The organism is Corynebacterium suicordis DSM 45110 (genome assembly GCF_015351405.1).
In the GTDB taxonomy this organism is placed as follows: Bacteria; Actinomycetota; Actinomycetes; order Mycobacteriales; family Mycobacteriaceae; genus Corynebacterium; species Corynebacterium suicordis.
This window is the reverse complement of record NZ_JADKMY010000001.1, coordinates 457,612-480,388: the sequence shown is the minus strand read 5'-3', so window position 1 is coordinate 480,388 and position 22,777 is coordinate 457,612. Positions and strand designations below refer to the sequence as shown.

Here is a 22,777-nt window from a genome sequence, read left to right as displayed (position 1 = left end):
TATTACTCTCCTGCCACTTCTTCAACCTCGACCATGTGGCGCACGGTGTTGATCTGGCCGCGGACGATTGGAGAATCCTCACGTACGACAGACTGACCGATGCGCTTCAGGCCGAGAGAGCGCATGGATTCGCGCTGCTTTGGCTTGGTTCCTACGAGGCCCTTTAACTGGGTGATCTTCAGAGCCATGATTATGCCCCCTGTCCTGCGGCGCGTGCGCGCAGCATTGCAGCTGGAGCAACTTCCTCCAGAGACTTGCCACGACGTGCGGCAACTTCCTCTGGGCGGACGAGCTGCTTCAGACCATCCACGGTTGCGTGGACAACGTTGATTGCGTTATCAGAGCCGAGGGACTTGGACAGGATGTCCTGTACGCCTGCACATTCCAGAACTGGACGTGCAGCGCCACCGGCGATAACTCCGGTACCTGGAGCAGCTGGCTTCATCATGACGATGCCGGCTGCTGCCTCACCCTGTACTGGGTGGGTGATGGTGCCGTTGATCATTGGAACGCGGAAGAAGCTCTTACGTGCCTCTTCTGCGCCCTTCTGGATTGCAGCAGGAACTTCCTTGGCCTTGCCGTAGCCCACGCCGACCATTCCCTGGCCGTCGCCGACGATGACAAGTGCGGTGAAGCTGAAACGACGTCCACCCTTAACCACCTTGGACACGCGGTTAATGGTGACTACGCGCTCGATGTACTGATTGCGCTCGTCCTGCTGCTGGTTGTTGCGACGATCGTTGCGGCGGTCGTTATTGCCACCACTACGGTCGTTGCGGTTGTTATTACGGTTGTCGCTGTTGTTGTTATCGGCGGAGCGTCCGCCGTTACGATCACGTTCCGACATCACGCGTTCCTTCCGTTGGTGTTGTAGTTAGTGGTCTTCATTAGAACTTCAGACCACCTTCGCGGGCGGCGTCTGCCAGTGCGGCGACGCGACCGTGGTACTTGTAGCCAGCGCGGTCGAAGACGACCGTTTCGATGCCGGCGGCCTTAGCGCGCTCGGCGATCAGCTGACCCACCTTGGCTCCGCGAGCCTTCTTGTCACCCTCAATGGAGCGCACGTCTGGTTCCATCGTGGACGCAGCGACCAGGGTGTGGCCAGCTACGTCGTCGATGACCTGAACGTGCATGTGACGAGAGGTGCGGTGCACTACGAGCCGTGGAGACTCTGGAGTGCCGGAAAGGGTCTTGCGGATGCGGAAGTGACGACGTGCACGTGCCACGCGGCGGCGGGTGGAAATATCCTTGCCCACTGGAAGCCGCTGGCCTTCCTTGTTGGATGCGTTGTTGCTCATTACTTACCCGTCTTTCCATCCTTGCGACGGACCTGCTCGCCGGCGTAACGGATGCCCTTACCCTTGTATGGGTCATCCTTACGCAGACGGCGGATGTTCGCGGCGATCTGGCCAACCTGCTGCTTGTTGATTCCCTCGATGGAGAACTTGGTGTTTCCATCGACGGCGAACTTGATGCCCTCAGGAGCCTCAATCAGGATTGGGTGGGAGTAACCCAGTGCGAATTCAAGGTTCTGGCCCTTGAGCTGCACACGGTAACCCACACCGAAGATTTCCATCTTGATGGTGTAGCCCTTGGTGACGCCCTCGACCATGTTGTTGATCAGAGAACGAGACAGGCCGTGCAGGGAACGATTCTTGCGGTGATCATCTGGGCGGGAGACGACGAGCTCGTCGCCTTCCTGTGCCACGGTGATCGGTGCTGGCAGAACCTGAGCCAAGGTGCCCTTTGGACCCTTAACTTCAACGTTCTGCTCATTGATAGTGACGGTGACGCCAGAGGGTACGGTCACCGGTGCCTTGCCAATACGAGACATGGTTAAACCTCCTCTTACCAGACGTAGGCGAGGACTTCTCCGCCCACGCCCTTATTGTTGGCCGCACGGTCAGTCAGCAGACCCTGGGACGTGGAAATGATGGCCACGCCCAGGCCGCCGAGAACCTTTGGCAGGTTGGTGGACTTTGCGTAAACACGCAGACCTGGCTTGGAGACGCGACGCACGCCAGCGATTGAACGCTCGCGAGATGGTCCGTACTTCAAGGTAAGTTCCAGGGTCTTGCCGACAGTCTCTCCTTGGATGGAGTAGTCGGCGATGTAGCCTTCCTGCTTGAGGATCTCGGCGATGTTTACCTTGATCTTGGAAGACGGCATGGAAACGGTGTCGTGGAACGCATTATTTGCATTGCGTACTCGCGACAACATATCCGCAATGGGATCTGTCATGGTCATATGAAGTGACCTGTTGCCTTTCTCGCTGCGGTTCCCAATCTCACCTTTGATCGCGTGTACCGCACGTTCGCCGGCCACTAAGCGCTCCGCTTAACTCAGTAGCTAAGGGTGCTCGCTGCCTTTATTCGTGCGGCCGCTTCAGGCGAGGGGCCTACAACAAAGTGGTGTCAATGTTCTTGTGCTTTGAGTGCAATGCGCGAGGGGCCAGTTCGAAAACTTTGGTTTTTGAACAGCGCAAATCGCGCCCGAAGCATGGCTATCGCCTACTTCGCACTCAAGACTTATCCAAACTACCAGCCTAGCTGCGCTTTCCCAAATGGTTCACCAGCTTGGCGTCGAAGGTAGAAGAAGATCCCAGACAGTTGCACAAGCCCTACTCATTCTTTGCTGCGTCCTACCTATGTCACAGGTCGCCGCGGAGCAGGTCAGAGGTGCCTCTCCTGCTCATCCAGCAGGGCACTGATTCCGCCGGGGACATTGTGGAGGCCAGCGACGCCTGCTTCATCGAAGATGCGCACTGCCTCTGCCGAGCGCACGCCAGCGGCACAGTAAACCATCACCTCGTGGCCTTGCTGGAGTTCGCCCCGCAACTGCGCAAGCTGGGCGGGGTCCACTCCCCCGCGCAGCTGACTCAGCGGCAGGTTATGGGCTCCGGGAATATGAAACGTCTGAAACTCCGCGGGTTCGCGAACGTCGATGAACACTCGTTCCGTGCTGGGTTCTGTGCTGAAGTCCACGCGATCTTGTTCTGCATGCGCTGGGTGCTTATCGAATTGCTCGTGCACGTGAGCTGCCTGAGCCCGGTTCACGTTGGCAACGTGATCTGCGACGGGCAGATTCTCATCAGCCGGCTCAGCGGACTTCTCCACAGAATCCGCCAGAGCCTGCGCCACGCGCGGATCGCCCGCGATGGGGATGTACTCCCAGCGCCCGGTCCCGCCACTGAAGTATCCAATGGTGCCCGTCAGTGGCTGACCCACCTCGCCAATAATCTTCACCGCTTCCAAAGCCATAGCCGTGCCGATGACTCCCACCAGTGGCCCTAACACTCCGGCTTCTGCGCAGCTCGGAACCGAACCTGCCGGCGGAGCCGTGGGAAAGATATCATCATAAATCGGCCCGTGACCAGCCCAGAAAACGCTGAGCTGGGCGTCGAAACCAAGAATGGAACCCCACACGTGCGGGATGCCATGGATGGCGCACGCACGCGAGACGGCGTAGCGGGTGGCGAAGTTATCGGAGCCGTCGAGAACCACGTCCGCACCCTCCAGCAGAGTGACGGCGTTTGCTTGATCCACACGGTCACGCACCCCGGTGACCGTCACGGAGCTGTTGCGCGCGTGCAATTGCTGCACGGCCGAGTCCACTTTCGGCTGGCCCACGGACTCCTCGGTGTGTATCACCTGGCGATGCAGGTTGGACAGTTCCACCAGGTCATCGTCGATGACCGTGATGTGTCCCACGCCCGCAGCGGCCAGATACAACAAGGCGGGAGCGCCCAGACCTCCGGCACCCACCACGACCACGTGACCGGCATCCAGTTTGCGCTGGCCATCCATGCCAAAGCCCTCGAGTGTGAGTTGCCGGCGGTAGCGCACCAACCACTCGCGATTATCTGGTGACCACAGCTCACGTGGGGAACCATTGCCGTTCATTAACGCAAACCCACCCATTCCGTGGAGCCATCGGACAAGGCCTGTTCCTTCCAAATGGGAAGCTCGGACTTCACGCGATCCGCGATGTCCGCGACCGCAGCGAAGGCGGGTCCACGGTGTGCTGCTGCTACCACCACGAGGAATGCCATCTCCCCGATCTGCAACGGGCCAACTCGGTGCGCAACCCACGCCCGCACTTCCGGATGGTTCTGAATAATTTCAGAGAGCAACTGCTGCATGTGGGCATCGACGTCCGGATGGGCGGTGTATGTCAACGCATCCACCAGCTGGCCGCCGTCATGGTTGCGCACTGTTCCTTCAAACGTGACCACGGCTCCCATGGCATCCGTGCCGGTAGCGGAACGCGCCACAGGGAGCAGATCCTCGAGGCGCTCTTCTGTCACTGCTGCATGCACTACCACTCCGGTTTCCCGGGCGACGTGCTCCGGATCGCGTGGTTCGGTAGGCAAGTTTTCACTCATGTGCAGTACGTCCTTCCAACAGAGCAACAATGTGTCCCAGCAGCGGCTCGAGCACGGCAATTCCATCTGCCACCCCGCCCCGTGACCCAGGCAGGGTCATCACGAAAGTGCGGCCGATGGTTCCGGCAACTCCCCCAGAAAGCACTGCGGTGGGCAGTTTTTCCGCTCCTCTGCGGAAGAACTCCATCATCACGCCTGGCAGCTCTTTATCCAGCAGTGGCCGCACGGTCTCCACGGTCCGGTCATCAGCCGCCAAGCCGGTGCCTCCCGTGGTCAGTACCACGCGCGGCAAGTCTTCCGGCTGAGATAGCAGCTCCTCCAGCACGGCGGGGATATCCGCATCAGCCACGAGCCTCGGTTCGGGAGTCTGAAAGCCCTGCTCGCGAAGCCATTCCACAGCCAGAGCCCCAGATGTGTCTTGGTATTCCCCCGTCGCCGCGCGCGTGGAAGCCACGATCACCAACGCATCTGCAGAATCCTTAGACACTCCAGTCACCGGACTTTCCGCCGGATTTCGCGATCACCTTCACGTCCGTGATTTCCGCGTGCTTATCCACTGCTTTGATCATGTCGTACACCGTCAAGGCGGCTGTGGTGACGGCCGTCAATGCTTCCATTTCCACGCCGGTGACTCCGCGGGTCTTCACGCTGCTGGAGATCACCACGCAATCTTCTTCCCGGGCAAAGTCAACGGTGATTTTCCCCAACGGGAGTGGGTGGCACAGCGGGATGATCTCCGGAGTCTTCTTCGCACCCATGATGCCTGCCACGCGTGCGACGGGGAGAGCATCACCCTTAGGGAGGTCGGCGTCGAAAATCATCTCGATGACATCCGGCCTGGTGCGCACGGTCGCGGTGGCGCTCGCGGTGCGCGTGGTCTCGGACTTGGCGGTCACATCCACCATGTGCGCGGAGCCGTCGGAGCGCACGTGGGTGAGCGCAGGTTCAGCTGTTTCTGAAGCGAATTTATTGCTGCTCGGAGTTCCCTCATTCATACCTCCCACCGTACCCCTCACCTCCCGGGATTCCGCTGGTGGCTGCCGATGGCTAAGGTGGAATTTATGATCACCATTAGATATTTCGCTGCCGCGCGAGCAGCTCGTGGTGTGGAGCGGGAAAACGTCGCCGCGACCGGTTCGCTAAATGATGTACTGCACGAGCTGGCCTCCCAGCATCCGGGCAGTTCCACGGGTGGGCTGAGTTTGGCTGAGGTGTTTGAGCGCTGCACGTTTTTGATCAACGGTCAGCGTTCTGAGCGTTCCACTGTGCTTCGCGATGGCGATCAACTGGACGTGCTACCTCCCTTCGCAGGCGGCTGAGATGACCGTGCATGCGCTGTTCATCGCGGGTGGCGACGGCAGCAGATTAAGAAAATCCACCCCGTTGCCCTCAAGCCTGCTGCCGCGCAAACCCCTGATGGAGTCCGTGACCCAGCCGGGCTCACCGCGGTTGATAGACATCGTGGTCAGTGCGGTGCGCGAGGCTGTGCACACTCTCGGTACGGCGATTTTTCCTTCCGACGCCCGCCTCGTCGCAGTGGGTCCCCCTATGGATCTGCCCGCCGGGGTGGAGTGCGTGCGGGAGGATCCGCCGATGTCGGGTCCGGCCTCGGCTACCGCGGCTGGTTTGCGAAAGCTATCAGGTGAATCTGGGAATGACTGGGTTCTTCTCTTGGCCGCAGATATGCCGGAGCCACTCGGTGGAATTGAGGCACTGCTCAAGGCTGCTCAGCTGCAGGCTGACACCCCTGATAAACCTACTGATTCTGCGCCTCACCCTTCTAACCCACACACACCCAGCCCAGATGGTTTCATCGCGGTAGCTGCGGGGCGCGATCAGCCTCTGCTCTGCTTGCTTCGCCTCGGCCCCGCGCTGGAGGCATTCGCAGGTGTCACTGGCGGTTCGGTGTTGCGCGTGCTGGACTCGTTGAACCTCACGCGGATTGACGTAGACCTCGCCCCAGCTGCGGATATCGATACCTGGGAGGAAGCCCAAACTCACGGGTTCGGGATCTCCGAAGGTGCCACGTCCTGGGTAAGTGCCCGCCAGCGCGTGGCGGATGTTGCGCACTCCATCTTCACGGAAAGATTGGCCCGGGCTTTCACTCGGACTCCGCAGGAAGGTGACGTGCTGGCCGCAGATGTTGCATCTCCCATGCCGGTGCCGCACTATTCGTCCTCCGCAATGGACGGCTACGCAGTCTCCGGGCCTGGGCCCTGGGAGTTGCTCGATGCCCCTGCAGAGGGTGCCCAAGGGCGGAATATTCACCGCACCGGTGGCTCGTTGGGTCACGGGCAGGCGCTCCCCGTGCTTACTGGATCCCTCATTCCGGAAGGAACCACAGCGGTCGTTCGTTCCGAGCATTCCCAGGTCACCTCTTCCACGTTGTCCCTGTCCCCGGGCCGCTCGGTGGAGCCCGGCGCGGACATCCGCGTGGCGGGTGAGGAGCTTGCCGAGGGCGACACTCTTTTGGAAGCTGGCACCCGGATTACCGCCCGCCACCTCGCGCTATTGTCCACGTGCGGCGTGGATACGGTCCGGGTTCTGCCGGAGTTGACCGTGGATCTCGCCTTCACCGGCAATGAGGTCATCACCTCCGGGGTCCCCGCTCCCGGCGAGGTTCGCGACGCCTTCAGCGCCTCTTTCCCCGCACTTCTCACAGCAGCCGGGGCGCATATCCAGCGGTGCGATCGCCTGCAGGATGACCCCGCTGAGGTGCAAAAATGGTTGGCTTCCTCGACCGCTGACATGGTGATCGTCACGGGCGGGTCCGGTCACTCCGGCCAGGATTTCGCCCGCACGTTCATCACTGAGCAGGCAGATACCGTTCTGGCGCATTCCGTGCGTTGCGCCCCTGGTCACCCCACGTTGCTGACCACCCGCACCACCTCACGGGGCACGCAGTTGATCATGGGCGCTCCGGGGAATCCGCTGGCCGCCCACGTGGCGCTGCATTCCTTCGGGCTGTTGGCCGTCCTGGTGGCTTCGGGTCAGGATTTTTTCCCGACGCAAACCTGCCTCATCCCGAACCATTTTCCACCCATTCGCAAGGACCGGATCCGGTTGGTTCCCGTGGCCTTGTCCAGCAGTGGAAGAGACAGCCGAACGGGTTACCCAACCGCAGATCCCATGACGCGAACAAACTCCCACATGCTCAGCGGCTATGCCCGAGCCGATGGGCTGCTCGTGGTTCCCCGCGAAGAACTCACGGCTGGTCAGCTCGCGACCTACCTGCCGCTAGACGTCCCCACCCCGCGCTGAGCTACTAACCTCGAGCTTCTAACTCCGGCCCTCTAACTCCGCGATGCGGGCACGCAGCTCCTCATTAGTAGCCTTCAGCTCCGCGATATCCGCGCGGTAGAGGGAAATCACCTCATCCATCTGCGCTTTAGTCCACCGCGAGTGGATGTACTTTGTGCAGTTGCGATCCGCTGCGGTCACCTCCACCACCATCACCCGCTGGCCCTTGGATCTGATCTCTCGATCCCCCAGGTCGCGCACAGTCCGCATCAGTTCCGGATCATCTTCCCCCTCAATGACCCGGGCATAGCCAAACACCTTCACGCGAGTTCTCGTTTGATAATCCACGAAGAACAAAGCCACCCGCCCATCGCGGTCCACGTTGCCCGTGGAAACAAACTGGTTATTGCCTTCCAATTCCACCCAGGCCAGCGTCGATGGCCCTAAAACATGCACGAATCCTGCTGGCCCACCGCGGTGCTGGACATATGGCCACCCCGCGCCAGTGACCGTGCCAAGAAAGAAAGAGTCTGCCTCTCGGATGAGCTTGCTATCCCCCGGTTCGAAGACAAACGCGTCTGACCTTGAGGATGGGTGGAATGTGTCGGCACCTTGGCGTCGACGAACGAAGGAATCATAGGCGAGATCTTCGTAGGTCACACGGGGAGAAGCGGGCGTTTTATCCGACGACACGTCTGAGCTCATGATGCCCCAGTCTAAAGATTGGAGGGAAGGTGGCTACAGGAGGTACCCCTTGACATCCTCACCCTCCGCGACATCCCGACCAGCGGGGATCCGCACCAGGAGGTCCGCCGCAACAGTTTGCGAAAGTTGGTGCGACCCAGCGCCGCCCACAGCAACGGCCACGTCTCGACCATCCCGGCGCGCCAACCGCGCATGGGCGAAACGATCTCGGCCCTCCAACGAGGAGAACTGCTCGCCGGCCATTACGGACATGGGCTCGGTGCACTCGCCCAGGACGGGCGCGACGAATAGCCGGAAGCTCACAGCGGTGGAGACGGGATTGCCCGGCAGGCTGATCACGGGCACGCCGCAGTACTCGGACAACCCCTGCGGACCGCCCGGCTGTTGGGCGACGTGCCCGAACCAGCCGCCGACAGGCCCCAAGACGTTACGCACCACCTCAAACTTGCCGTGGCTGATACCTCCACTGGTGACCACTGCCATGGGGCGAAGTTCTTCAATGGCCGCGCGCAAACGCTGCTGGAAATCTTCTGGATCATCGGACGTGTGCACGTGTCCGGCCACCTCGATGTGGAAGCGCTGGCAGAGAGCCCGGAGCATGGGGGCGTTGGCGTCGGGAATAGAGGCCACGCCAGCTCCGCCAATCTCATCCCCACCAGTGCACAGCAGCACGCGAGAGCGCTGGTGCACGGGCAGGGTGGCGATCCCTTGCAGGGCGGCGGCACCGACCGTGCGCGCATTCACCACATGACCGGCAGAAAAAAGCCTCTGGCCTGCGTGAATGTCACTTCCCCGCAGACGAACGAATTGCCCGGAATCTACCGGGGGAACGTCTACTTTCCCTTGCCCAGCCTCTACGAAGTGCTCCGGCTGGCAATGCTCCACCGGTATCACCGCAGCGGTACCCGCGGGCACCATCGCGCCTGTCATTACTGGCACGATGTCCGATCCGATCCCCTGCGGATACAGCACTGAGGGATCAATCCCCGCGGCGATTGTCTCCCCGACCGCGAACGAGCCTCCGGGCAAATGGTGAGTTGCCAGCGCGTAACCATCCATCTGCGAGTTATCAAACGCCGGAGAATCCACGCGAGCATCGACTGCCCGGGCCAACTGACATCCCACGGCTGACTCCGCAGCCACCTCCACAACCTCGCGAGCGCCGAGCGCCTTATGTACCGCGAGCAAGTGCTCTTCCGGAGTTCTCACGTGCCCGCTGGATGAATCATGGGAATGCATGGTTACCGTCGTACCCCAGAGACCATTCGCACGGCCACTATCAGCGCGCCGATCAGCACATATACGCCCAGGAGCAAGATGCATGCGCCCAATGCTTGGTCCATGTCCCCACTGCTGAGACCGAGAGAAACCAGCAACGGAATGGTTCGCGTTTGTCCTTCGACATTGCCCGCAAACGTCAGCGTGGCCCCGTACTCACTGAGCGCGCGGGCAAAGCTCAACACCATTCCCGTCACCACCCCGGGCAGTGCGAGGGGAAGCAGAATATGCCGCATGACCTGCATGCGATTAGCTCCATCGAGGGTGGCTGCCTCTTCCAGGTCATGAGGAATCGCGTGGAGAGCCGCCGCCACCATGGCCACGAAGAAAGGCAGCGAGACAAAGACCTGCACCACAACCACCCCGAGCATGGAATACGCGACATTCACGCCCACCCCGTCCAGCCACTGCCCCAGTAGTCCACGGCGCCCCCACAAGAACGTCAGAGCCAGGCCAGAGACCACCGGGGAAAGCACCAGCGGTGCATAAACCACCATCTGCACCATTCCGGCCAGCGTGGCAGATCTCCGCTCCCACCTGCGCAACCAGAGCGCCAACGGGATCCCCAATAACGCGCAGATCAACGTGGATGTTGCGGAGGTCACCAAGGAGAGCTGCAGGGCACTGCGAGCCTCTGCGGATCCGGCGAGCTCTGGCAGCCGCAGCCAGGGGATACTCACCAGCAGGCCAACCAGCGGCCCAATCAGCATGAAAATCCCGCACAGAGCAAAGACCAGCAGCCGGCGCGGCACACCAAAATTGCGGCCGGCTCGGACTCTGCTATCGGCTAGAACTTTGCTATCGGGAAGCCCCGCTGGGGCGGTGGGCATTACTTCGCGGGCCCAAATCCGTGGTCAGCGAGGATCCGCTGGGCCTTCTCGCCGCGGAGCCACTCTGCAAAAGCCACGGCGGTGGGGTTATCTTTGCCCTGAACCGTGAGAGCTTCTGGATAGTTGTTCGGCTTAACCCCTTCGATGTCCATCGAGGTCACGCCCTTGTTGCTCAACGCTCGCGCATCAGTGGAGTACACAAAGCCTGCATCCACTTCTCCTGTGCTGATTTTGGTTGCCACATCCGCGACGTTAGCTTCCTCTGAGGGGTTGTCCAAGTCGAGTTCATGCTCATCCAGAACCTGATGCGCGATGGTTCCGCACGGCACTTCGCGGGCACAGATAGCTACCTGCTTGCCTGGCAAATCCTGAAGCGAGCTGATGTGGGCAGGGTTGCCTGAGGGCAGCGCAAGCACCAAACGGTTAGTAGCGATGACCGTAGGGACACTTCCCTGGAAATCTTCTCCCGCAAGTGCCTTATCCATGTTCTTGTTATCCGCGCTGATCAAGAGGTCCGCAGGGGCTCCCTGCTCGATTTGCCGCACCAGATCCGAGGAGCCACCGAAATTGAATACCAATTCGGCACCCTCGTGGTCTTGACGGAAGGCCTCACTGAGCTCTTCCGCCACGGGCTTCATGGAGGCAGCGGCAAAGACCTGAACATCGGACGCGGCCGGGGCGGTAGATTCAGGTTCCTTGGCACAACTGGACAGAGCAATCGTCAGGAGTGCCGCGCAGATGAGAACGCCCGTCTTTTTCATGTTCACTCAATCCTTTTCGCTACGCCGACGATGACCCCAGCAAAGATGTGTATCATATACATCATTTAATGCTACACCCCCTGCTCGCTCATTCCAGCAGTTCAGGGAACTGTGAGAGTTTGTCAGGGGTGTGGTCTACCATGGATTTATAGGTGCACACTTCACTGCGGTCGAGGATAATTTGCAACCCAGAATATCTCTGGCACTCCTCTCCGCAGGCGCCGCTTCAACCCTTTGTAGGAGGCGAATGACCATGAACGTCTCGCCGAAGTCTTCCGGGGCAGCCACGCGTGCCCGCTCCCCTCGCTCCACTGCCGAAATCCCTTTGGCTGATCAGTGGGGACGGGTGGCAGATGACCTACGCATCTCGTTGATCGATAAGTGCAATTTGCGCTGCACCTACTGCATGCCGGAAGAAGGTATGCAGTGGTTGCCCAAGAAGAACCTGCTGACCACCTCCGAAGCCATCCGTATTGCAGACATCGGCGTGCGCTTGCTGGGCGTGAAGGACATCCGCTTCACCGGTGGCGAGCCGCTGCTGCGCCGAGACTTGGAAGAGATCATCGCCGGAGTGCGCGCCCTGCACCCCGATACCTCGATCTCTTTGACCACGAACGCGATCAACTTGGATAAGCGCGTCACCGGTTTGGCCAATGCCGGCCTGACCCGCATCAACGTGAGTTTGGACACCATCCGTCAGCAGACGTTTGCAGAGATAACTCGCCGGGATCGTCTGGATGCGGTGATTCGGGGGATCGACGCCGCCCTGACCGCCGGACTAGATCCCGTCAAGGTCAACGCTGTGATGCTCCGCGGGGTCAACGATGATCAAGCCGCTGAACTGTTGGATTGGTGCCTGCAGCGTGGATTGCAGCTGCGCTTCATTGAGCAGATGCCGCTGGATGCAAGCCACAATTGGGCACGCGAGAATCTGGTGAGTGCCGCGGAGATCCGCGGGCAGATCTCCCAGCGTTTCCGCATTGCGCCGCACCCGGAACCGCGTGGTTCTGCACCGGCTCAGCTGTGGGATGTCTTCAACCAGGACGAATCACCCGAGGATGCCACGCCGCTGGGTCAGGTAGGCATCATCGCTTCTGTGACTGAGTCTTTCTGTGCGGCGTGCTCACGCACCAGAATCACCGCTGATGGCCATATCCGCAGCTGCTTGTTCTCCCACGAGGAGACTGACCTGCTGGAACTGCTCCGCGATGGCTCTACGGATGAGGATATTGCGCGCCGTTGGCAGTCAGCGATGTGGAACAAGCCGCGGGCATACGGTAGCGATGATGTCACCCTCAACTCTGCGGAATACGTGCAACCTGAGCGCACCATGAGTGCTATTGGCGGCTAGACCTGCCACGCCCATTAGTTAAGCAAGCCTAACTTATACTTTGCTTAGGCTTACCTGTGTCATGTATCGTTGCGAGCGAAAATTCTCTGGTGGTTTCCTACATCCCGGACTCTCCTCCAGAAAACCCGCCCACGCAAGGACGCACGCATGGCAATTCCCCCCATCGCCCCGTATCCCATCCCCACGCAGCACGATAATTCCGGAGCTTCAGCTCGGTGGAGCCTCCACCCCGAACGCGCTGCGCTGCTGGTCCACGATATGCAGGAGTACTTCCTGGCGGCCTACGACCCCAAGGTTGATCCCATCGCCTCGGCCATCGCGAACATCTCCGCTCTCATCAACCAGGCCGATCGGCTGGGCATCCCCGTGTACTTTTCTGCCCAACCTCCCCGGCAGCATCGTGCCCGACGTGGTCTTCTTTCCGACGTCTGGGGCCAGGGAATTCAGACAGAGGCAGAAGCCCGGATCATCCCCGAACTAGCTCCGCGCGATCATCACCACATCCTGACCAAGTGGCGTTACTCCGCATTTGAACGCACGGACTTGGAGCAGAGCCTCTCCTTTACGCACCGCGATCAGCTGATCATCACGGGTGTGTACGGCCACATGGGGTGCAAGGTCACGGCGGTGGATGCGTTCATGAAAGATATTGAGCCGTACCTGGTTTCCGATGCCATCGCGGACTTCACGGAGCAAGATCATGCGGAAACCACCAACTGGGTGAGCCGTCGCTGCGGCCGCGTGCTGAGCACGGCAGATACGCTTGCCCAGCTCGCGGCAGCCACGCGGAATGAGTTGAACGCCCTCTGATGAGCACTGCAGGCGATCCTCCTTTGAGCTTTGTGATGACCGATGGCGAACACACGGTATGTTCCCGCGGAATCACCACCGCGTTCGGCACTGCCGAGCAGGCAAGCCAGGCCCTCCGCGCGCAGGAAACCGCGCTGATCGTGGGCGCGCTCCCCTTCCACGCGGCCGATGCCCCAGCACTCTTTGCGCCGCGAAACCACTGGTTTACCCACGGTCGCCCGGCCAGTTTTGCTGCAGATTCCCGGCCATTCCCACAGGTGGAAACCGTGGTGGCCTCCCCGGAAAAGCTGGATCACGGCCGCCGGGTAGAGGATGCCACCCGGCGGATTGCCCGGGGTGAATTCCACAAGGTGGTGCTCTCCCGGCAGGAGCGCTACACCCTTTCCAGCGCGCCTTCCCCGGAAGAATTGCTGGATCGTTTCTCCGCGGGTTCCTCCACCGGCCATTGCCACCTGGTGGATCTCTCCGCTGCGGGTCCGCGATATGCGGATCACTTCTTCATCGGATCCAGCCCGGAATTGCTGATCAGCAAGCGGGGTTCCTACATCCGCTCGCACCCCTTGGCGGGCACCGCGTTCCGCTCGCCTGACCCAGTGGTAGACCAGGCGCGCGCCACGGAGCTGAGCATGTCCGCCAAGGATATTGCTGAGCACAAGTTTGTGACCGCCGAGATCAAGCGGATCTTGGCTCCGCTCTGCAGTTCGTTGACGGTGCCGGAGATGCCAGCGTTGACGTCGACCTCCCACACATGGCACCTGGGAACGGTGATTGAGGGCACGCTCAAGGACCCGAGCACCACCGCGCTGGAGCTGGCGCATTTGCTGCACCCCACCCCGGCGGTGAGTGGATACCCGCAGCGCGAAACCCAGAGATTGCTGCGCGAAGAGGAGCCGGAGCGCGGTTTCTATGCCGGCGCGTTCGGCTGGGCGGATGCCGCGGGCAACGGCGAGTGGCGCGTGGGGATTCGCAGCGCGCAATTGCACGGAAATGTCGTGACAGCGCGGGCGGGCGGAGGCATCGTGCATGATTCCGATCCCCACACGGAAGTGGAGGAAACCTGCGCCAAGCTGGGACCCATCCGCACTGCATTGGGTCTCTCCAACGTTTCGCTCAATCAATAATTAACCAACCCAAGGAATAACCATGGATCGCCCCAGCCCCCTGAACACCTATGCGCACGCGGACACGTTGGTTAATGGAATGCCGCTGGACGTAGCCAAGCACTACCGCGAGCTCGGGGCCTGGGATGGCAGCACGCTGAACCAGCTGCTGGCCAGCGCGGTTAATCGCTACCCGGATAACACCGCTGCTACCGATCATCACCGCAGCCTCACCTGGGCGCAGTTGGCGCAGAACGTGGAGGTGGCAGCGGCTGTTCTGCAGAAACTCGGTGTGCAGCGCGGCGATGGGGTGATCCTGCAGCTACCCAATTCCGTGACCTACCTGGAGGCGCTATTTGCCGTGTGGCACCTGGGAGCCATCCCAATTTTCTCCCTGCCCGCCCACGGCTCTCACGAGATTCTGCACTTCGCAGCCCATGGCCCCGCGCTGCATTACCTCAGCACCGCGCAGCCCAATCGCCACCTGCAGCGGGTACACGATGCCCTCGAAGAGCAAGCCCAACTCAACACCATTCTGCTGGATGAATCCGCGGATACCCGGTGGACCCAGCTGGCGGAAGGTCCATTCACCCCACCTCAGAGCGCAGATGTTCCCGCCTCCGAACTGGCATTTCTGCAGCTTTCCGGTGGCACCACCGGCGTACCCAAGCAGATCCCCCGCACACATGATGATTACCTCTACTCCGTCCGCTGCTCCCTCGAGGTCTGCGATCTGCGCCCCGGCGATGTGCTCCTGGTGGCCCTTCCGGCCGCGCACAACTTCACCATGAGCTCACCGGGAATCCTCGGTGCGATGGCCGTGGGCGCGCATATCGTCTTCTCCTCCAGCCCCATGCCTCCGGATATCCTTCCTTTGATCGACGCCCACCGCGTCACCCACCTAGCCCTCGTCCCGCCGGCACTTCTCAGCGTCTTAAACTCTGCTTTGCGTGATCAATTCGATACCTCATCGGTGCGCACGGTGTGGGTGGGTGGCGCCAAGCTCTCCGCATCCGTGGCGCAGCGGGTCCAGCCGGAACTGGGTTGGCAGCTGCAGCAGGTCTTTGGCATGGCTGAGGGGTTGGTGAACTACACGGCGCTGGATGCACCGATTGAGGAGATCATCTCCACCCAGGGCAGGCCAATGAGCCCGTTTGACGAGATCCGGGTGGTGGATGAGGATGCCCGCGAGGTACCGGAAGGTGCGGAGGGGCATCTGCTCACCCGTGGTCCGTACACCATCCGCGGTTATCACCGAGCCCCGGAGGTGAACGCGCGATCCTTCACCGACGAGGGGTTTTATCGCACGGGGGACATCGTGAGGTTTGAAAACGGTTCACTCACCGTGGTGGGTCGAGCCAAGGACCAGATTAACCGCGGCGGGGAGAAGATCGCGCCAGAGGCCGTGGAGAATGTTTTGCTGCAGCATCCCAGCATCCACGATGTGTCGGTGGTGGGCGCGGAGGACGAGGTGCTGGGCGAGCGCATCCAGGCGTTTGTCATCCCGCGCGCGGACCAGGAAACCCTGACCCCGACCGCGATCCGCAAGTTCGCGCGGGAGAACGGGCTGGCCAGTTTCGCGGTGCCCGATGATGTGCTGATCGTAGCGGAATTCCCCTTCACGGGAGTGGGCAAAGTGAGCAAGAAGCAGCAGAGAGGCTGAGGGGCCGTGAAACTGAGGGCCTAATCAGCTGCTTGTTGAGCCCGCCAATAACCGGTGATCTGCACATGCTCCGGCGGAATATGCTTATCCTTAGCCAGCTGGCGCAACGGCTTGAGCCGCTCTGCCTCGCCCGCGGCCCACAGAAAAGGCACGCCGTGGGGCCTTTTTGCTGAGGCTGGCCCGTCAGGGGTGGCGTCGAAAAATTGGAGAACTTCCGCAACGAAATCCCCTCCACGCTCCCGGATCACCCACCGCAGGTCCACATTGTCCCCGTGCCGCAGGTCTTGCACGTCGGCCTCGGTGGGGACTTCGATAAACGCGATCGCAGGGTGATTGCTGGGCAGGCTCTCCACCGCGCGGCCCATCGCGGGCAGGGCAGTTTCATCGCCGGCGAGGAGCAGCCAATCAGTGTGCGTGGGCAGGGCGGAACTGCCCTTGGGGCCAGCGATGTACACGGGATCTCCGGGCTGCGCGTGCGCGGACCAGTCCTCGGCCAAACCGTGGCCGTGGCGGGCGAAATCCACCACGAGTTCCCCGGCTTCGGCATTGAAGGAGCGGACGGTGTAGGCGCGGTAGAGGCTCTTGGCCTCCTCAGTCCATTCCAATTTTCCGTCTGCACCCCGCGTGGGGCATGGCCGCTGACCGGTGGCGGGATCGGGGAAGATCATGCGCAGGCTGTCATCGAAACCTGCGCTGACGAATCCCGGGAACTCCACGCCGTGCGCGACATGTGCCCCGAGCTGCTCACCCACCAGGGTTATCCTGCGCATTGATGGGGTGATGTCTTCCGCCCGCGCCACGCGAAGATCGCGCAACACGATGGGGTTCATTTCCCGTGCTCTGCTGGTGCGTGCCACTGGTTCCTCCTGGCTTATTCTTTCGGGACCTACTGATAGCGCTGAACTATTGCGAACGCTGCGCCTGGTTGGCTTGGTATTCGATGCCCCGCAGCGTCAGGTCCAGCCCGTCCACGAACTGCTCGGAATCATCGTGGTGCATGAACACGTCCACCACCGAGCGCACGAAGGGGAAGTCTCCCGCGGAGAGGGCTTTCCAGCGCGCCACCTGCTCGCCCATGGCCTGCAGTTCCATCACTTGTCCGCTGTCCTGCATCTGCGTGCGGAAAGCGTTTTCGGCTCCGGTGCCACTCGCGTAGTTCATCAGGGTCATGGTGGCCGTGAGCTGCTGCTTCACGCTCAGCGTGGTGCGTTGCAATGGCCTACCCAGCTGCTCCCAGAATTCCAGGGATCCATCCACATCTGGGTCTGAGCGCATCAGCCGGATGGGCAGCCACGGGTGCATTTCCATCTGCCTGTAGAGGCTCAAGATGAGCTTTCGCACCTCATTCAGCGCATCCGCGGTTTCGGCGGAGGTGTCGGGGTCCGGTTGAAATGCTGGTTCGCCACCGCGCGTGGATTCGGAATCGGCGTCAGCACCCGCTTCGCCCCGCCGATAATCTGCCACCGCCCGAGAAATGATCTCCCCGGTGGCCACGTCCAGCAGCTGATCCTTGTTCTCCGCGTACCAGTAGATGCTAGCCACGCCACTGCCCAGCTCCGCCGCCAACCCCCGCAGCGTGAGCTTTTCCTCGCCCTGCTTATCCAGCATCCGGATGGTGGCCTCCAGCACACCCTCCCGGGTCAACGCAGCCCGGGTTTTCCCTGAGGCGCGACGAGCTGCCGGGCCTCTTGCCGCCTTCTTGGCTGGCGTGCGCGCACCCGGTGCAGATCTTCGTTGCTGAGGCATGCCTACCACTCTAGCGATCCCCCAAGACATACCAGTTCAGCGGGCAATGTTGCGCCGTATCGAACAATGTTCTATCTTTGTGACAGACACACTCGAACAACGTTCGATGCACCCGCCAAAAACTCACCACCCCATCCATTCACACCACCCAAGGAGCACCCCATGACAATCTCAGCCACCCTCTCCCCCACGCCGGAAACCCCGGCACGCCTCAAGCCAAAACCCACCTCTTTGCGCCAAGCCTGGCCCGCCATCTTCGGCCTGTGCCTCACCATGATGGTGGAGATGCTGGATAACTCCATCCTCAACGTCGCACTGCCCACCATCGGCCGCGACCTGCACGCCACCGCCACGGATCTCCAGTGGTTCGTCGGCGCGTACTCCCTCACCTTCGGCGGTCTGCTGATGGTCGGCGGCACGCTCGGGGACAAGTTCGGCAGGCGTCGCACCCTACTTTTCGGGCTCGCACTGTTCGGCCTGGCAGGCCTCTCCGTCATCTTCGTCACCACCCCGGAAGGCCTCATCGCAGTCCGCGCCATCTCCGGCATTTTCGCCGCGGCCATTGCCCCACTGACCATGTCTTTGGTCTTTCGTCTTTTTGACGACGCCGCCCTCCGCACCCGAGCCATCGGCCTCATCGTCACCATTTCCATGATCGGGTTTGCCGTGGGCCCCACGCTCTCCGGCATTGCCATCGAGCATTTCGATTGGAAATTCCTGCTGATCCTCAACGGCCCCATGGCTTTCATCGCGTGGATTGGTGTGCGCTGGGGCGTGGAGAAGGATGACCCCGCGGATCTGCGCGCAGGTGGCAGCGATATCCCGGGTGCCATTCTCTCCGTGGCAGCCCTGGGCCTTATTCTCTACTCGTTCACCGTGGGTGCCGAGGAAGGCTGGCTCTCGCTGAGCACCATCTCGATTGCTGGCGCGGGTATCTGTTCGCTGATTGCCTTCATTATCCGCGAGCGTCTTGCCACGGACCCGATGCTGGATCTCCAACTCTTCTCCAAGCCAGAGGTGCGCGGTTCAGCCATCCTGCAAATGTCCGCGATGCTCTCCATGGTGGGCGTGATGTTCGCTTCCTCCCAGCTCTTCCAGTACGCCTGGGGATGGCAGCCATGGAAGGCCGGCCTGGCCAACCTGCCGTTCGTCATCGGCATGCTGCTCGCCGGCCCGCTGGTGGAAGCACTGGTGAAGAAACTGGGCCACGCCAAGGCCTCTGCGGTGGCTATCCTGGCCATCCTGCTCAGCCTGGGCTTGTGGGTCATCGCTCTGCACACGGGCTACTTGGCAGCCGCACTCGGAATGTTGCTCATGACCATGGGTAACCGCCTGATCATGACCACCGGCGCGGTGGCGCTGATCAGTGCACTGCCCGAGGATCAAACCTCCATTGGCTCCGCGCTCAATGACACGGTGCAGGAGCTGGGTAACGCGGTGGGCGTGGCGATTGTCGGAACCATCATCGCAGTGGTGGTCGGCTCCCAGCTCCCCCAAGGCGCATGGGACGCGCACACCATCAGTCAGTTCGTGGATTCCCAGACCATCGCGTTTTCCATCTTGGCCGCAGCCCTAGTGATGCTCGGAATCATGGGAGTGCGCACTCTGAGCAACTCCACTGAGGTGGATGAGCACTAGTCTTCCATCAGCTCCTGCGCGGGAGTCTTCTTGGACTTGCGCCAGTTAATCAGCGCAGAAATCACCACGGGAGCTACGGAAACAGCCACGATAATGATCGCGATCATATCGATCCGATCCGCAATACCCGGGATATCTCCCAGCAGCACGCCAATTCCCACCATGCTGATAATCCACAACACGGCACCGGCCACATTCCAACCCACGAAATTCTTATAAGGCATTGCCGCGGTGCCCGCGGCTACCGGAATATAGGTACGAACAATAGGAATGAAGCGTCCCAATACCAGCGCCAAGGGCCCGTATTTCAGGAAAAAGGCCTCGGCTCGCTCGAGGTGATCGGTTTTGAGGATTTTGGCGTCGGGCTTAAATAAACGCCGGCCAAAGCGGTGGCCGAGCCAGAAGCCCACCTGGTCGCCCAAGAACGCGGCGATGATGGCCACACCCACCAAGGTGGGGACGTTGATGCCCAGTTGATCACGCAGGATCGCTGCGGTGACCAGCATGGAATCGCCTGGCAGGAATGGGAAGAGCACGCCCGATTCGATGAAGATGATCAGCGCAATGCCGCCGAGTGCCCATCCGCCGAAGTTCTGCAGCAGGGTGGTGGCGTCCAGGAGGTCGCTTAAGTGCATCGTGGGGTGTCCCTTCTAGGAAATACAAAGCTCGTTTATTTCTACCCCACAAAGAGGCATTTTCTATAAGCGGGGCAGGGCATTGCTGGATATTCACATGCAACCGGCAGGAAATAGAAAAAACCCGCTTCCTCAGTGAAGAGAAAGCGGGCTATTCCCACCAACCAGGTGAATTACTACCTGGCGCTAAGCTGCCAATTACTTGGCGAGCTCAAGAATTACTTTTCAGAATTCTGCTTGGACTTGAAAGGGAAACCGAGCTCGCGGAGCAGGGCGCGTCCTTCTTCGTCGTTGGTAGCGGTGGTCACAACGGTGATGTTCATACCGCGTGGGCGGTCGATCTTGTCCACGTCGATTTCGTAGAACATGGACTGCTCGTTGAGACCGAAGGTGTAGTTACCGTGGCCATCGAACTGCTGATCGGAGAGGCCGCGGAAGTCGCGGATACGAGGCAGTGCAACGGTCAGGGTGCGGTCCAGGAACTCCCACATGCGGTCGCCGCGCAGGGTAACGCGAGCACCGATGGGCATTCCTTCACGCAGCTTGAAGTTAGCGATAGCCTTCTTCGCAACGCGGATCTGTGGCTTCTGACCGGTGATCAGGGTGAGATCCTCGATTGCGCCGTTGATCAGCTTGGAGTCACGTGCAGCATCGCCAACACCCATGTTGACGACAACCTTGGTGACGCCTGGGATCTGCATGATGTTGTCGAAGTTGAACTCTTTGCTCAGGGCTTCGCGGATCTCAGTGCGGTAACGCGTCTTGAGCCGTGGGGTGTAGTTTTCGCTCATCGTTAGATGTCCTTCCCGGTGCGCTTGGAGACGCGGATCTTCTTGCCGTTCTCATCGAAGCGGTAGCCGACACGGGTTGGGGTGCCATCAGCATCCACGACCATCACGTTGGAGACCTGAATCGGTGCTTCCTGGGTGACGATGCCACCGGACTCAGCACCGCGCTCTGGAGCGGAGTTGGCAACGTGCTTCTTGATGCGGTTAACGCCCTCGACGAGGACCTTATCCTGAGTTGGGTAAGCCTCGATGACCTTACCCTTTGCGCCCTTATCTGGGCCGGAGATCACGACGACAGTATCGCCCTTACGGATCTTCATTTACAGCACCTCCGGAGCGAGAGAAACGATCTTCATGAACTTCTTTTCGCGAAGCTCACGAGCCACTGGGCCGAAGATACGGGTACCGCGTGGATCATTGTCATTTGCCTTGATGATCACAGCAGCGTTCTCATCAAACTTGATGTAAGAGCCGTCTACGCGACGGGTTTCCTTCTTTGCGCGTACGACAACGGCCTTGACGACCTCGCCAGCCTTCACGGTGCCACCTGGGGTAGCTTCCTTGACGGTTGCGACGACGACATCACCGATGCCAGCGGAGCGTCGCTTGGAACCACCGAGAACGCGGATGACCAGGATTTCCCGGGCACCGGTGTTATCGGCAACTCGCAGACGCGATTCTTGCTGAAGCACTTGAGTCTCCTCATAGACCTAGATTGTTTGCTGTGCGTGGGATTACCGACCCTCGCGCACGTGGTCTGTGCCTTGTTCCTTATTTTTTTCGACGCCACCCTGGACACAACGAGGTTTCCCCCTGGTGTCCCGGGTACGTATCGGAACAGGCAACCCGCAAATTATTCCATGAATGCACGGGGAAACCAAAATCCCTCTATAGCACCTTGCGTATGGGTTGGCGCAGTGGCCGCTCCTGGGCGCGTCACCTGCGGGTGTCACCTATCAAGAGCGCATGCAGTACGCCTTGATGTGGGCACCCGGCTTGAGAGCAAGGGGTGCTCGGGCTGAAGATCTTAAATTATTTTTGGCAATGAAACATAAGCGCTACTTATGTATCCGCATCGCGATGGCGCGAGCGAGTCTCTATTAACCGGGCTCGAACGCTGGGTGTTACATGTTTTTTAGTGAGTTGCGTCACAAAAACGGAGCCTGGTCTAGCAAAGCTCCCCTAACTCGCCTAAATTTAGCCGTGCAGGATCAATGAACGCAGAAGCAAATCGCTGATGTGTTGCCGCGTTTTTATACGCGGAACCTATCAATCTTTTAAACTTTAGGAGATCACCATGAAGCTCAACAAGTCCCTCGTATCCCTTTCCGCCGCAACCGCAGTCGCTTTGGCTGGCGCTCCAGTAGCAATGGCTCAGGATGCACCTGCTGCTCCAGCCGGCTCCGTTGCCACCGAGGCTCCAGCTAACGGTTCTTCTTCCGAAGAGACCGATACCGAAGGCACCGAGACCGACCAGCCACTGGCTTCTGAGGACAACCCAGAGCTCAAGCAGTCCGTTGACGGCTCCTTCGGCTGGGACGCAGAGACCACCGGTATTGAGAAGTTCCTCGACGTCGTCAAGCTGATCGCCAAGGTTGTCGGCTTCATCCCCGGCGTTCCTTCCTCTTCCGCACTGAGCTCTTAATCAGCTCCGCGGGTCTTAACCGGCCCCAAGGAAAAGGCGCCTCCAGAATTTCCATTGGTGGAGGCGCCTTTTTTGCTGCGAATCTGCTTTTCACTTTACCCGCATTGTGATTCTCATCACTAATTAGCGGGCGCGAATTCTAATAATTGAATAATAATTGCAGTTCTCTGCGAAGTATTATTCATAAAACTAATAATATCTTG

27 protein-coding genes are annotated in these 22,777 nt (G+C 60.4%); 8 read left to right on the top strand and 19 right to left on the bottom strand.

Annotated features, from left to right (window positions below):
* Positions 1-2: 2 nt before the first annotated feature.
* From rpmD to moaC, 9 genes are all read right to left on the bottom strand, one after another.
* Positions 3-188, bottom strand: coding sequence for a 50S ribosomal protein L30 (gene rpmD / locus IRY30_RS02290; RefSeq protein ID WP_194555777.1), 186 nt, complete (start codon positions 186-188; stop codon positions 3-5).
* Positions 189-190: 2 nt separating this feature from the next.
* Positions 191-847 carry a 30S ribosomal protein S5 gene (rpsE, locus tag IRY30_RS02285; protein ID WP_194555776.1) on the bottom strand — a complete coding sequence of 219 codons (657 nt, stop codon included), beginning with the start codon at positions 845-847 and terminating at the stop codon, positions 191-193.
* A 40-nt stretch (positions 848-887) separates the two neighbouring features.
* On the bottom strand, positions 888-1,298 hold the full coding sequence (gene rplR / locus IRY30_RS02280) for a 50S ribosomal protein L18 (RefSeq protein WP_194555775.1): 411 nt from the start codon (positions 1,296-1,298) through the stop codon (positions 888-890).
* The gene (gene rplF / locus IRY30_RS02275) at positions 1,298-1,834 is read right to left on the bottom strand and encodes a 50S ribosomal protein L6 (protein ID WP_194555774.1); all 537 of its coding nucleotides are present in this window, start codon (positions 1,832-1,834) and stop codon (positions 1,298-1,300) included. The genes rplR and rplF overlap by 1 nt, the downstream gene beginning before the upstream one ends.
* Before the next feature lie 14 nt (positions 1,835-1,848).
* Positions 1,849-2,247 (bottom strand): 30S ribosomal protein S8, encoded by a 399-nt coding sequence (gene rpsH, locus IRY30_RS02270; protein ID WP_194555773.1) that lies wholly within the window; start codon positions 2,245-2,247, stop codon positions 1,849-1,851.
* A gap of 425 nt (positions 2,248-2,672) precedes the next feature.
* Positions 2,673-3,902: a ThiF family adenylyltransferase gene (locus tag IRY30_RS02265; protein WP_194555772.1), complete on the bottom strand. Its 1,230-nt coding sequence runs from the start codon at positions 3,900-3,902 to the stop codon at positions 2,673-2,675.
* On the bottom strand, positions 3,902-4,384 hold the full coding sequence (locus tag IRY30_RS02260) for a molybdenum cofactor biosynthesis protein MoaE (RefSeq protein ID WP_194555771.1): 483 nt from the start codon (positions 4,382-4,384) through the stop codon (positions 3,902-3,904). Before IRY30_RS02260 ends, IRY30_RS02265 begins: the two co-directional genes overlap by 1 nt.
* Complete coding sequence (locus IRY30_RS02255) at positions 4,377-4,871, bottom strand: MogA/MoaB family molybdenum cofactor biosynthesis protein (protein WP_288813098.1); 495 nt, start codon at positions 4,869-4,871, stop codon at positions 4,377-4,379. The genes IRY30_RS02260 and IRY30_RS02255 overlap by 8 nt, the downstream gene beginning before the upstream one ends.
* Positions 4,864-5,379: a cyclic pyranopterin monophosphate synthase MoaC gene (gene moaC, locus IRY30_RS02250; RefSeq protein ID WP_194555770.1), complete on the bottom strand. Its 516-nt coding sequence runs from the start codon at positions 5,377-5,379 to the stop codon at positions 4,864-4,866. Before moaC ends, IRY30_RS02255 begins: the two co-directional genes overlap by 8 nt.
* Positions 5,380-5,448: 69 nt before the next feature.
* Between moaC and IRY30_RS02245 the strand changes: the two genes are divergently transcribed.
* Both IRY30_RS02245 and IRY30_RS02240 read left to right on the top strand, forming a co-directional pair.
* Positions 5,449-5,703, top strand: a complete 255-nt coding sequence (locus tag IRY30_RS02245; RefSeq protein ID WP_194556517.1) for a MoaD/ThiS family protein — start codon at positions 5,449-5,451, stop codon at positions 5,701-5,703.
* Positions 5,660-7,645 carry a molybdopterin-binding protein gene (locus IRY30_RS02240; RefSeq protein WP_194555769.1) on the top strand — a complete coding sequence of 662 codons (1,986 nt, stop codon included), beginning with the start codon at positions 5,660-5,662 and terminating at the stop codon, positions 7,643-7,645. Before IRY30_RS02245 ends, IRY30_RS02240 begins: the two co-directional genes overlap by 44 nt.
* A gap of 18 nt (positions 7,646-7,663) precedes the next feature.
* On the opposite strand, the gene IRY30_RS02235 is transcribed toward IRY30_RS02240, so the two are convergent.
* The 4 genes from IRY30_RS02235 to modA all read right to left on the bottom strand — a co-directional run bounded on the left by IRY30_RS02235 (position 7,664) and on the right by modA (position 11,198).
* On the bottom strand, positions 7,664-8,329 hold the full coding sequence (locus tag IRY30_RS02235; protein WP_194555768.1) for a pyridoxamine 5'-phosphate oxidase family protein: 666 nt from the start codon (positions 8,327-8,329) through the stop codon (positions 7,664-7,666).
* Between the two features lie 33 nt (positions 8,330-8,362).
* Complete coding sequence (locus IRY30_RS02230) at positions 8,363-9,568, bottom strand: molybdopterin molybdotransferase MoeA (protein ID WP_194555767.1); 1,206 nt, start codon at positions 9,566-9,568, stop codon at positions 8,363-8,365.
* Between the two features lie 2 nt (positions 9,569-9,570).
* A complete protein-coding gene (locus tag IRY30_RS02225) occupies positions 9,571-10,317 on the bottom strand; it encodes a molybdate ABC transporter permease subunit (protein ID WP_228502500.1) in 747 nt (248 codons plus the stop codon).
* A 119-nt stretch (positions 10,318-10,436) separates the two neighbouring features.
* Positions 10,437-11,198, bottom strand: a complete 762-nt coding sequence (modA, locus tag IRY30_RS02220) for a molybdate ABC transporter substrate-binding protein (protein WP_194555765.1) — start codon at positions 11,196-11,198, stop codon at positions 10,437-10,439.
* A 247-nt stretch (positions 11,199-11,445) separates the two neighbouring features.
* On the opposite strand from modA, the gene moaA reads away from it, so the two are divergent.
* The 4 genes from moaA to IRY30_RS02200 all read left to right on the top strand — a co-directional run bounded on the left by moaA (position 11,446) and on the right by IRY30_RS02200 (position 16,122).
* Positions 11,446-12,549: a GTP 3',8-cyclase MoaA gene (gene moaA, locus IRY30_RS02215; protein ID WP_228502498.1), complete on the top strand. Its 1,104-nt coding sequence runs from the start codon at positions 11,446-11,448 to the stop codon at positions 12,547-12,549.
* A 147-nt stretch (positions 12,550-12,696) separates the two neighbouring features.
* Positions 12,697-13,359, top strand: coding sequence for an isochorismatase family protein (locus IRY30_RS02210; protein ID WP_194555764.1), 663 nt, complete (start codon positions 12,697-12,699; stop codon positions 13,357-13,359).
* Positions 13,359-14,480 (top strand): isochorismate synthase, encoded by a 1,122-nt coding sequence (locus IRY30_RS02205; protein ID WP_194555763.1) that lies wholly within the window; start codon positions 13,359-13,361, stop codon positions 14,478-14,480. Before IRY30_RS02210 ends, IRY30_RS02205 begins: the two co-directional genes overlap by 1 nt.
* Positions 14,481-14,502: 22 nt before the next feature.
* Positions 14,503-16,122: a (2,3-dihydroxybenzoyl)adenylate synthase gene (locus tag IRY30_RS02200; RefSeq protein ID WP_194555762.1), complete on the top strand. Its 1,620-nt coding sequence runs from the start codon at positions 14,503-14,505 to the stop codon at positions 16,120-16,122.
* Between the two features lie 20 nt (positions 16,123-16,142).
* Here IRY30_RS02200 and IRY30_RS02195 read toward each other — a convergent pair whose 3' ends face one another.
* Both IRY30_RS02195 and IRY30_RS02190 read right to left on the bottom strand, forming a co-directional pair.
* Entirely contained in the window at positions 16,143-16,979 is an 837-nt protein-coding gene (locus IRY30_RS02195) for a siderophore-interacting protein (protein ID WP_194555761.1), read from the bottom strand.
* Positions 16,980-17,025: 46 nt separating this feature from the next.
* The gene (locus IRY30_RS02190; RefSeq protein WP_194555760.1) at positions 17,026-17,868 is read right to left on the bottom strand and encodes a TetR/AcrR family transcriptional regulator; all 843 of its coding nucleotides are present in this window, start codon (positions 17,866-17,868) and stop codon (positions 17,026-17,028) included.
* Between the two features lie 162 nt (positions 17,869-18,030).
* On the opposite strand from IRY30_RS02190, the gene IRY30_RS02185 reads away from it, so the two are divergent.
* Positions 18,031-19,506 (top strand): MFS transporter, encoded by a 1,476-nt coding sequence (locus IRY30_RS02185; RefSeq protein WP_194555759.1) that lies wholly within the window; start codon positions 18,031-18,033, stop codon positions 19,504-19,506.
* Here the strand turns inward: IRY30_RS02185 and IRY30_RS02180 are convergent.
* The 4 genes from IRY30_RS02180 to rplN all read right to left on the bottom strand — a co-directional run bounded on the left by IRY30_RS02180 (position 19,503) and on the right by rplN (position 21,621).
* The gene (locus IRY30_RS02180; protein WP_194555758.1) at positions 19,503-20,141 is read right to left on the bottom strand and encodes a DedA family protein; all 639 of its coding nucleotides are present in this window, start codon (positions 20,139-20,141) and stop codon (positions 19,503-19,505) included. The two genes, IRY30_RS02185 and IRY30_RS02180, sit on opposite strands and share 4 nt — an antisense overlap.
* A 218-nt stretch (positions 20,142-20,359) precedes the next feature.
* On the bottom strand, positions 20,360-20,932 hold the full coding sequence (rplE, locus tag IRY30_RS02175; protein ID WP_194555757.1) for a 50S ribosomal protein L5: 573 nt from the start codon (positions 20,930-20,932) through the stop codon (positions 20,360-20,362).
* A 2-nt stretch (positions 20,933-20,934) separates the two neighbouring features.
* The gene (gene rplX / locus IRY30_RS02170; protein ID WP_194555756.1) at positions 20,935-21,249 is read right to left on the bottom strand and encodes a 50S ribosomal protein L24; all 315 of its coding nucleotides are present in this window, start codon (positions 21,247-21,249) and stop codon (positions 20,935-20,937) included.
* The gene (gene rplN, locus IRY30_RS02165) at positions 21,250-21,621 is read right to left on the bottom strand and encodes a 50S ribosomal protein L14 (protein WP_194555755.1); all 372 of its coding nucleotides are present in this window, start codon (positions 21,619-21,621) and stop codon (positions 21,250-21,252) included.
* A 605-nt stretch (positions 21,622-22,226) separates the two neighbouring features.
* On the opposite strand from rplN, the gene IRY30_RS02160 reads away from it, so the two are divergent.
* The gene (locus tag IRY30_RS02160; protein WP_194555754.1) at positions 22,227-22,574 is read left to right on the top strand and encodes a hypothetical protein; all 348 of its coding nucleotides are present in this window, start codon (positions 22,227-22,229) and stop codon (positions 22,572-22,574) included.
* Positions 22,575-22,777 lie beyond the last annotated feature (203 nt).

What these genes read in the sequence shown, in the direction of transcription:
- IRY30_RS02235 (WP_194555768.1), bottom strand. Translation starts at nt 8,329, where the DNA reads ATGAGCTCAGACGTGTCGTCGGATAAAACGCCCGCTTCTCCCCGTGTG.
- IRY30_RS02240 (WP_194555769.1), top strand. Translation starts at nt 5,660, where the DNA reads ATGGCGATCAACTGGACGTGCTACCTCCCTTCGCAGGCGGCTGAGATG.
- IRY30_RS02190 (WP_194555760.1), bottom strand. Translation starts at nt 17,868, where the DNA reads ATGCCTCAGCAACGAAGATCTGCACCGGGTGCGCGCACGCCAGCCAAG.
- IRY30_RS02225 (WP_228502500.1), bottom strand. Translation starts at nt 10,317, where the DNA reads ATGCTGATTGGGCCGCTGGTTGGCCTGCTGGTGAGTATCCCCTGGCTG.
- rplR (WP_194555775.1), bottom strand. Translation starts at nt 1,298, where the DNA reads ATGAGCAACAACGCATCCAACAAGGAAGGCCAGCGGCTTCCAGTGGGC.
- rplF (WP_194555774.1), bottom strand. Translation starts at nt 1,834, where the DNA reads ATGTCTCGTATTGGCAAGGCACCGGTGACCGTACCCTCTGGCGTCACC.
- rpmD (WP_194555777.1), bottom strand. Translation starts at nt 188, where the DNA reads ATGGCTCTGAAGATCACCCAGTTAAAGGGCCTCGTAGGAACCAAGCCA.
- IRY30_RS02185 (WP_194555759.1), top strand. Translation starts at nt 18,031, where the DNA reads ATGACAATCTCAGCCACCCTCTCCCCCACGCCGGAAACCCCGGCACGC.
- IRY30_RS02200 (WP_194555762.1), top strand. Translation starts at nt 14,503, where the DNA reads ATGGATCGCCCCAGCCCCCTGAACACCTATGCGCACGCGGACACGTTG.
- modA (WP_194555765.1), bottom strand. Translation starts at nt 11,198, where the DNA reads ATGAAAAAGACGGGCGTTCTCATCTGCGCGGCACTCCTGACGATTGCT.
- rplE (WP_194555757.1), bottom strand. Translation starts at nt 20,932, where the DNA reads ATGAGCGAAAACTACACCCCACGGCTCAAGACGCGTTACCGCACTGAG.
- rplX (WP_194555756.1), bottom strand. Translation starts at nt 21,249, where the DNA reads ATGAAGATCCGTAAGGGCGATACTGTCGTCGTGATCTCCGGCCCAGAT.
- IRY30_RS02210 (WP_194555764.1), top strand. Translation starts at nt 12,697, where the DNA reads ATGGCAATTCCCCCCATCGCCCCGTATCCCATCCCCACGCAGCACGAT.
- IRY30_RS02180 (WP_194555758.1), bottom strand. Translation starts at nt 20,141, where the DNA reads ATGCACTTAAGCGACCTCCTGGACGCCACCACCCTGCTGCAGAACTTC.
- IRY30_RS02160 (WP_194555754.1), top strand. Translation starts at nt 22,227, where the DNA reads ATGAAGCTCAACAAGTCCCTCGTATCCCTTTCCGCCGCAACCGCAGTC.
- moaA (WP_228502498.1), top strand. Translation starts at nt 11,446, where the DNA reads ATGACCATGAACGTCTCGCCGAAGTCTTCCGGGGCAGCCACGCGTGCC.
- rpsH (WP_194555773.1), bottom strand. Translation starts at nt 2,247, where the DNA reads ATGACCATGACAGATCCCATTGCGGATATGTTGTCGCGAGTACGCAAT.
- IRY30_RS02205 (WP_194555763.1), top strand. Translation starts at nt 13,359, where the DNA reads ATGAGCACTGCAGGCGATCCTCCTTTGAGCTTTGTGATGACCGATGGC.
- IRY30_RS02260 (WP_194555771.1), bottom strand. Translation starts at nt 4,384, where the DNA reads ATGAGTGAAAACTTGCCTACCGAACCACGCGATCCGGAGCACGTCGCC.
- IRY30_RS02265 (WP_194555772.1), bottom strand. Translation starts at nt 3,902, where the DNA reads ATGAACGGCAATGGTTCCCCACGTGAGCTGTGGTCACCAGATAATCGC.
- moaC (WP_194555770.1), bottom strand. Translation starts at nt 5,379, where the DNA reads ATGAATGAGGGAACTCCGAGCAGCAATAAATTCGCTTCAGAAACAGCT.
- rpsE (WP_194555776.1), bottom strand. Translation starts at nt 847, where the DNA reads ATGTCGGAACGTGATCGTAACGGCGGACGCTCCGCCGATAACAACAAC.
- IRY30_RS02230 (WP_194555767.1), bottom strand. Translation starts at nt 9,568, where the DNA reads ATGCATTCCCATGATTCATCCAGCGGGCACGTGAGAACTCCGGAAGAG.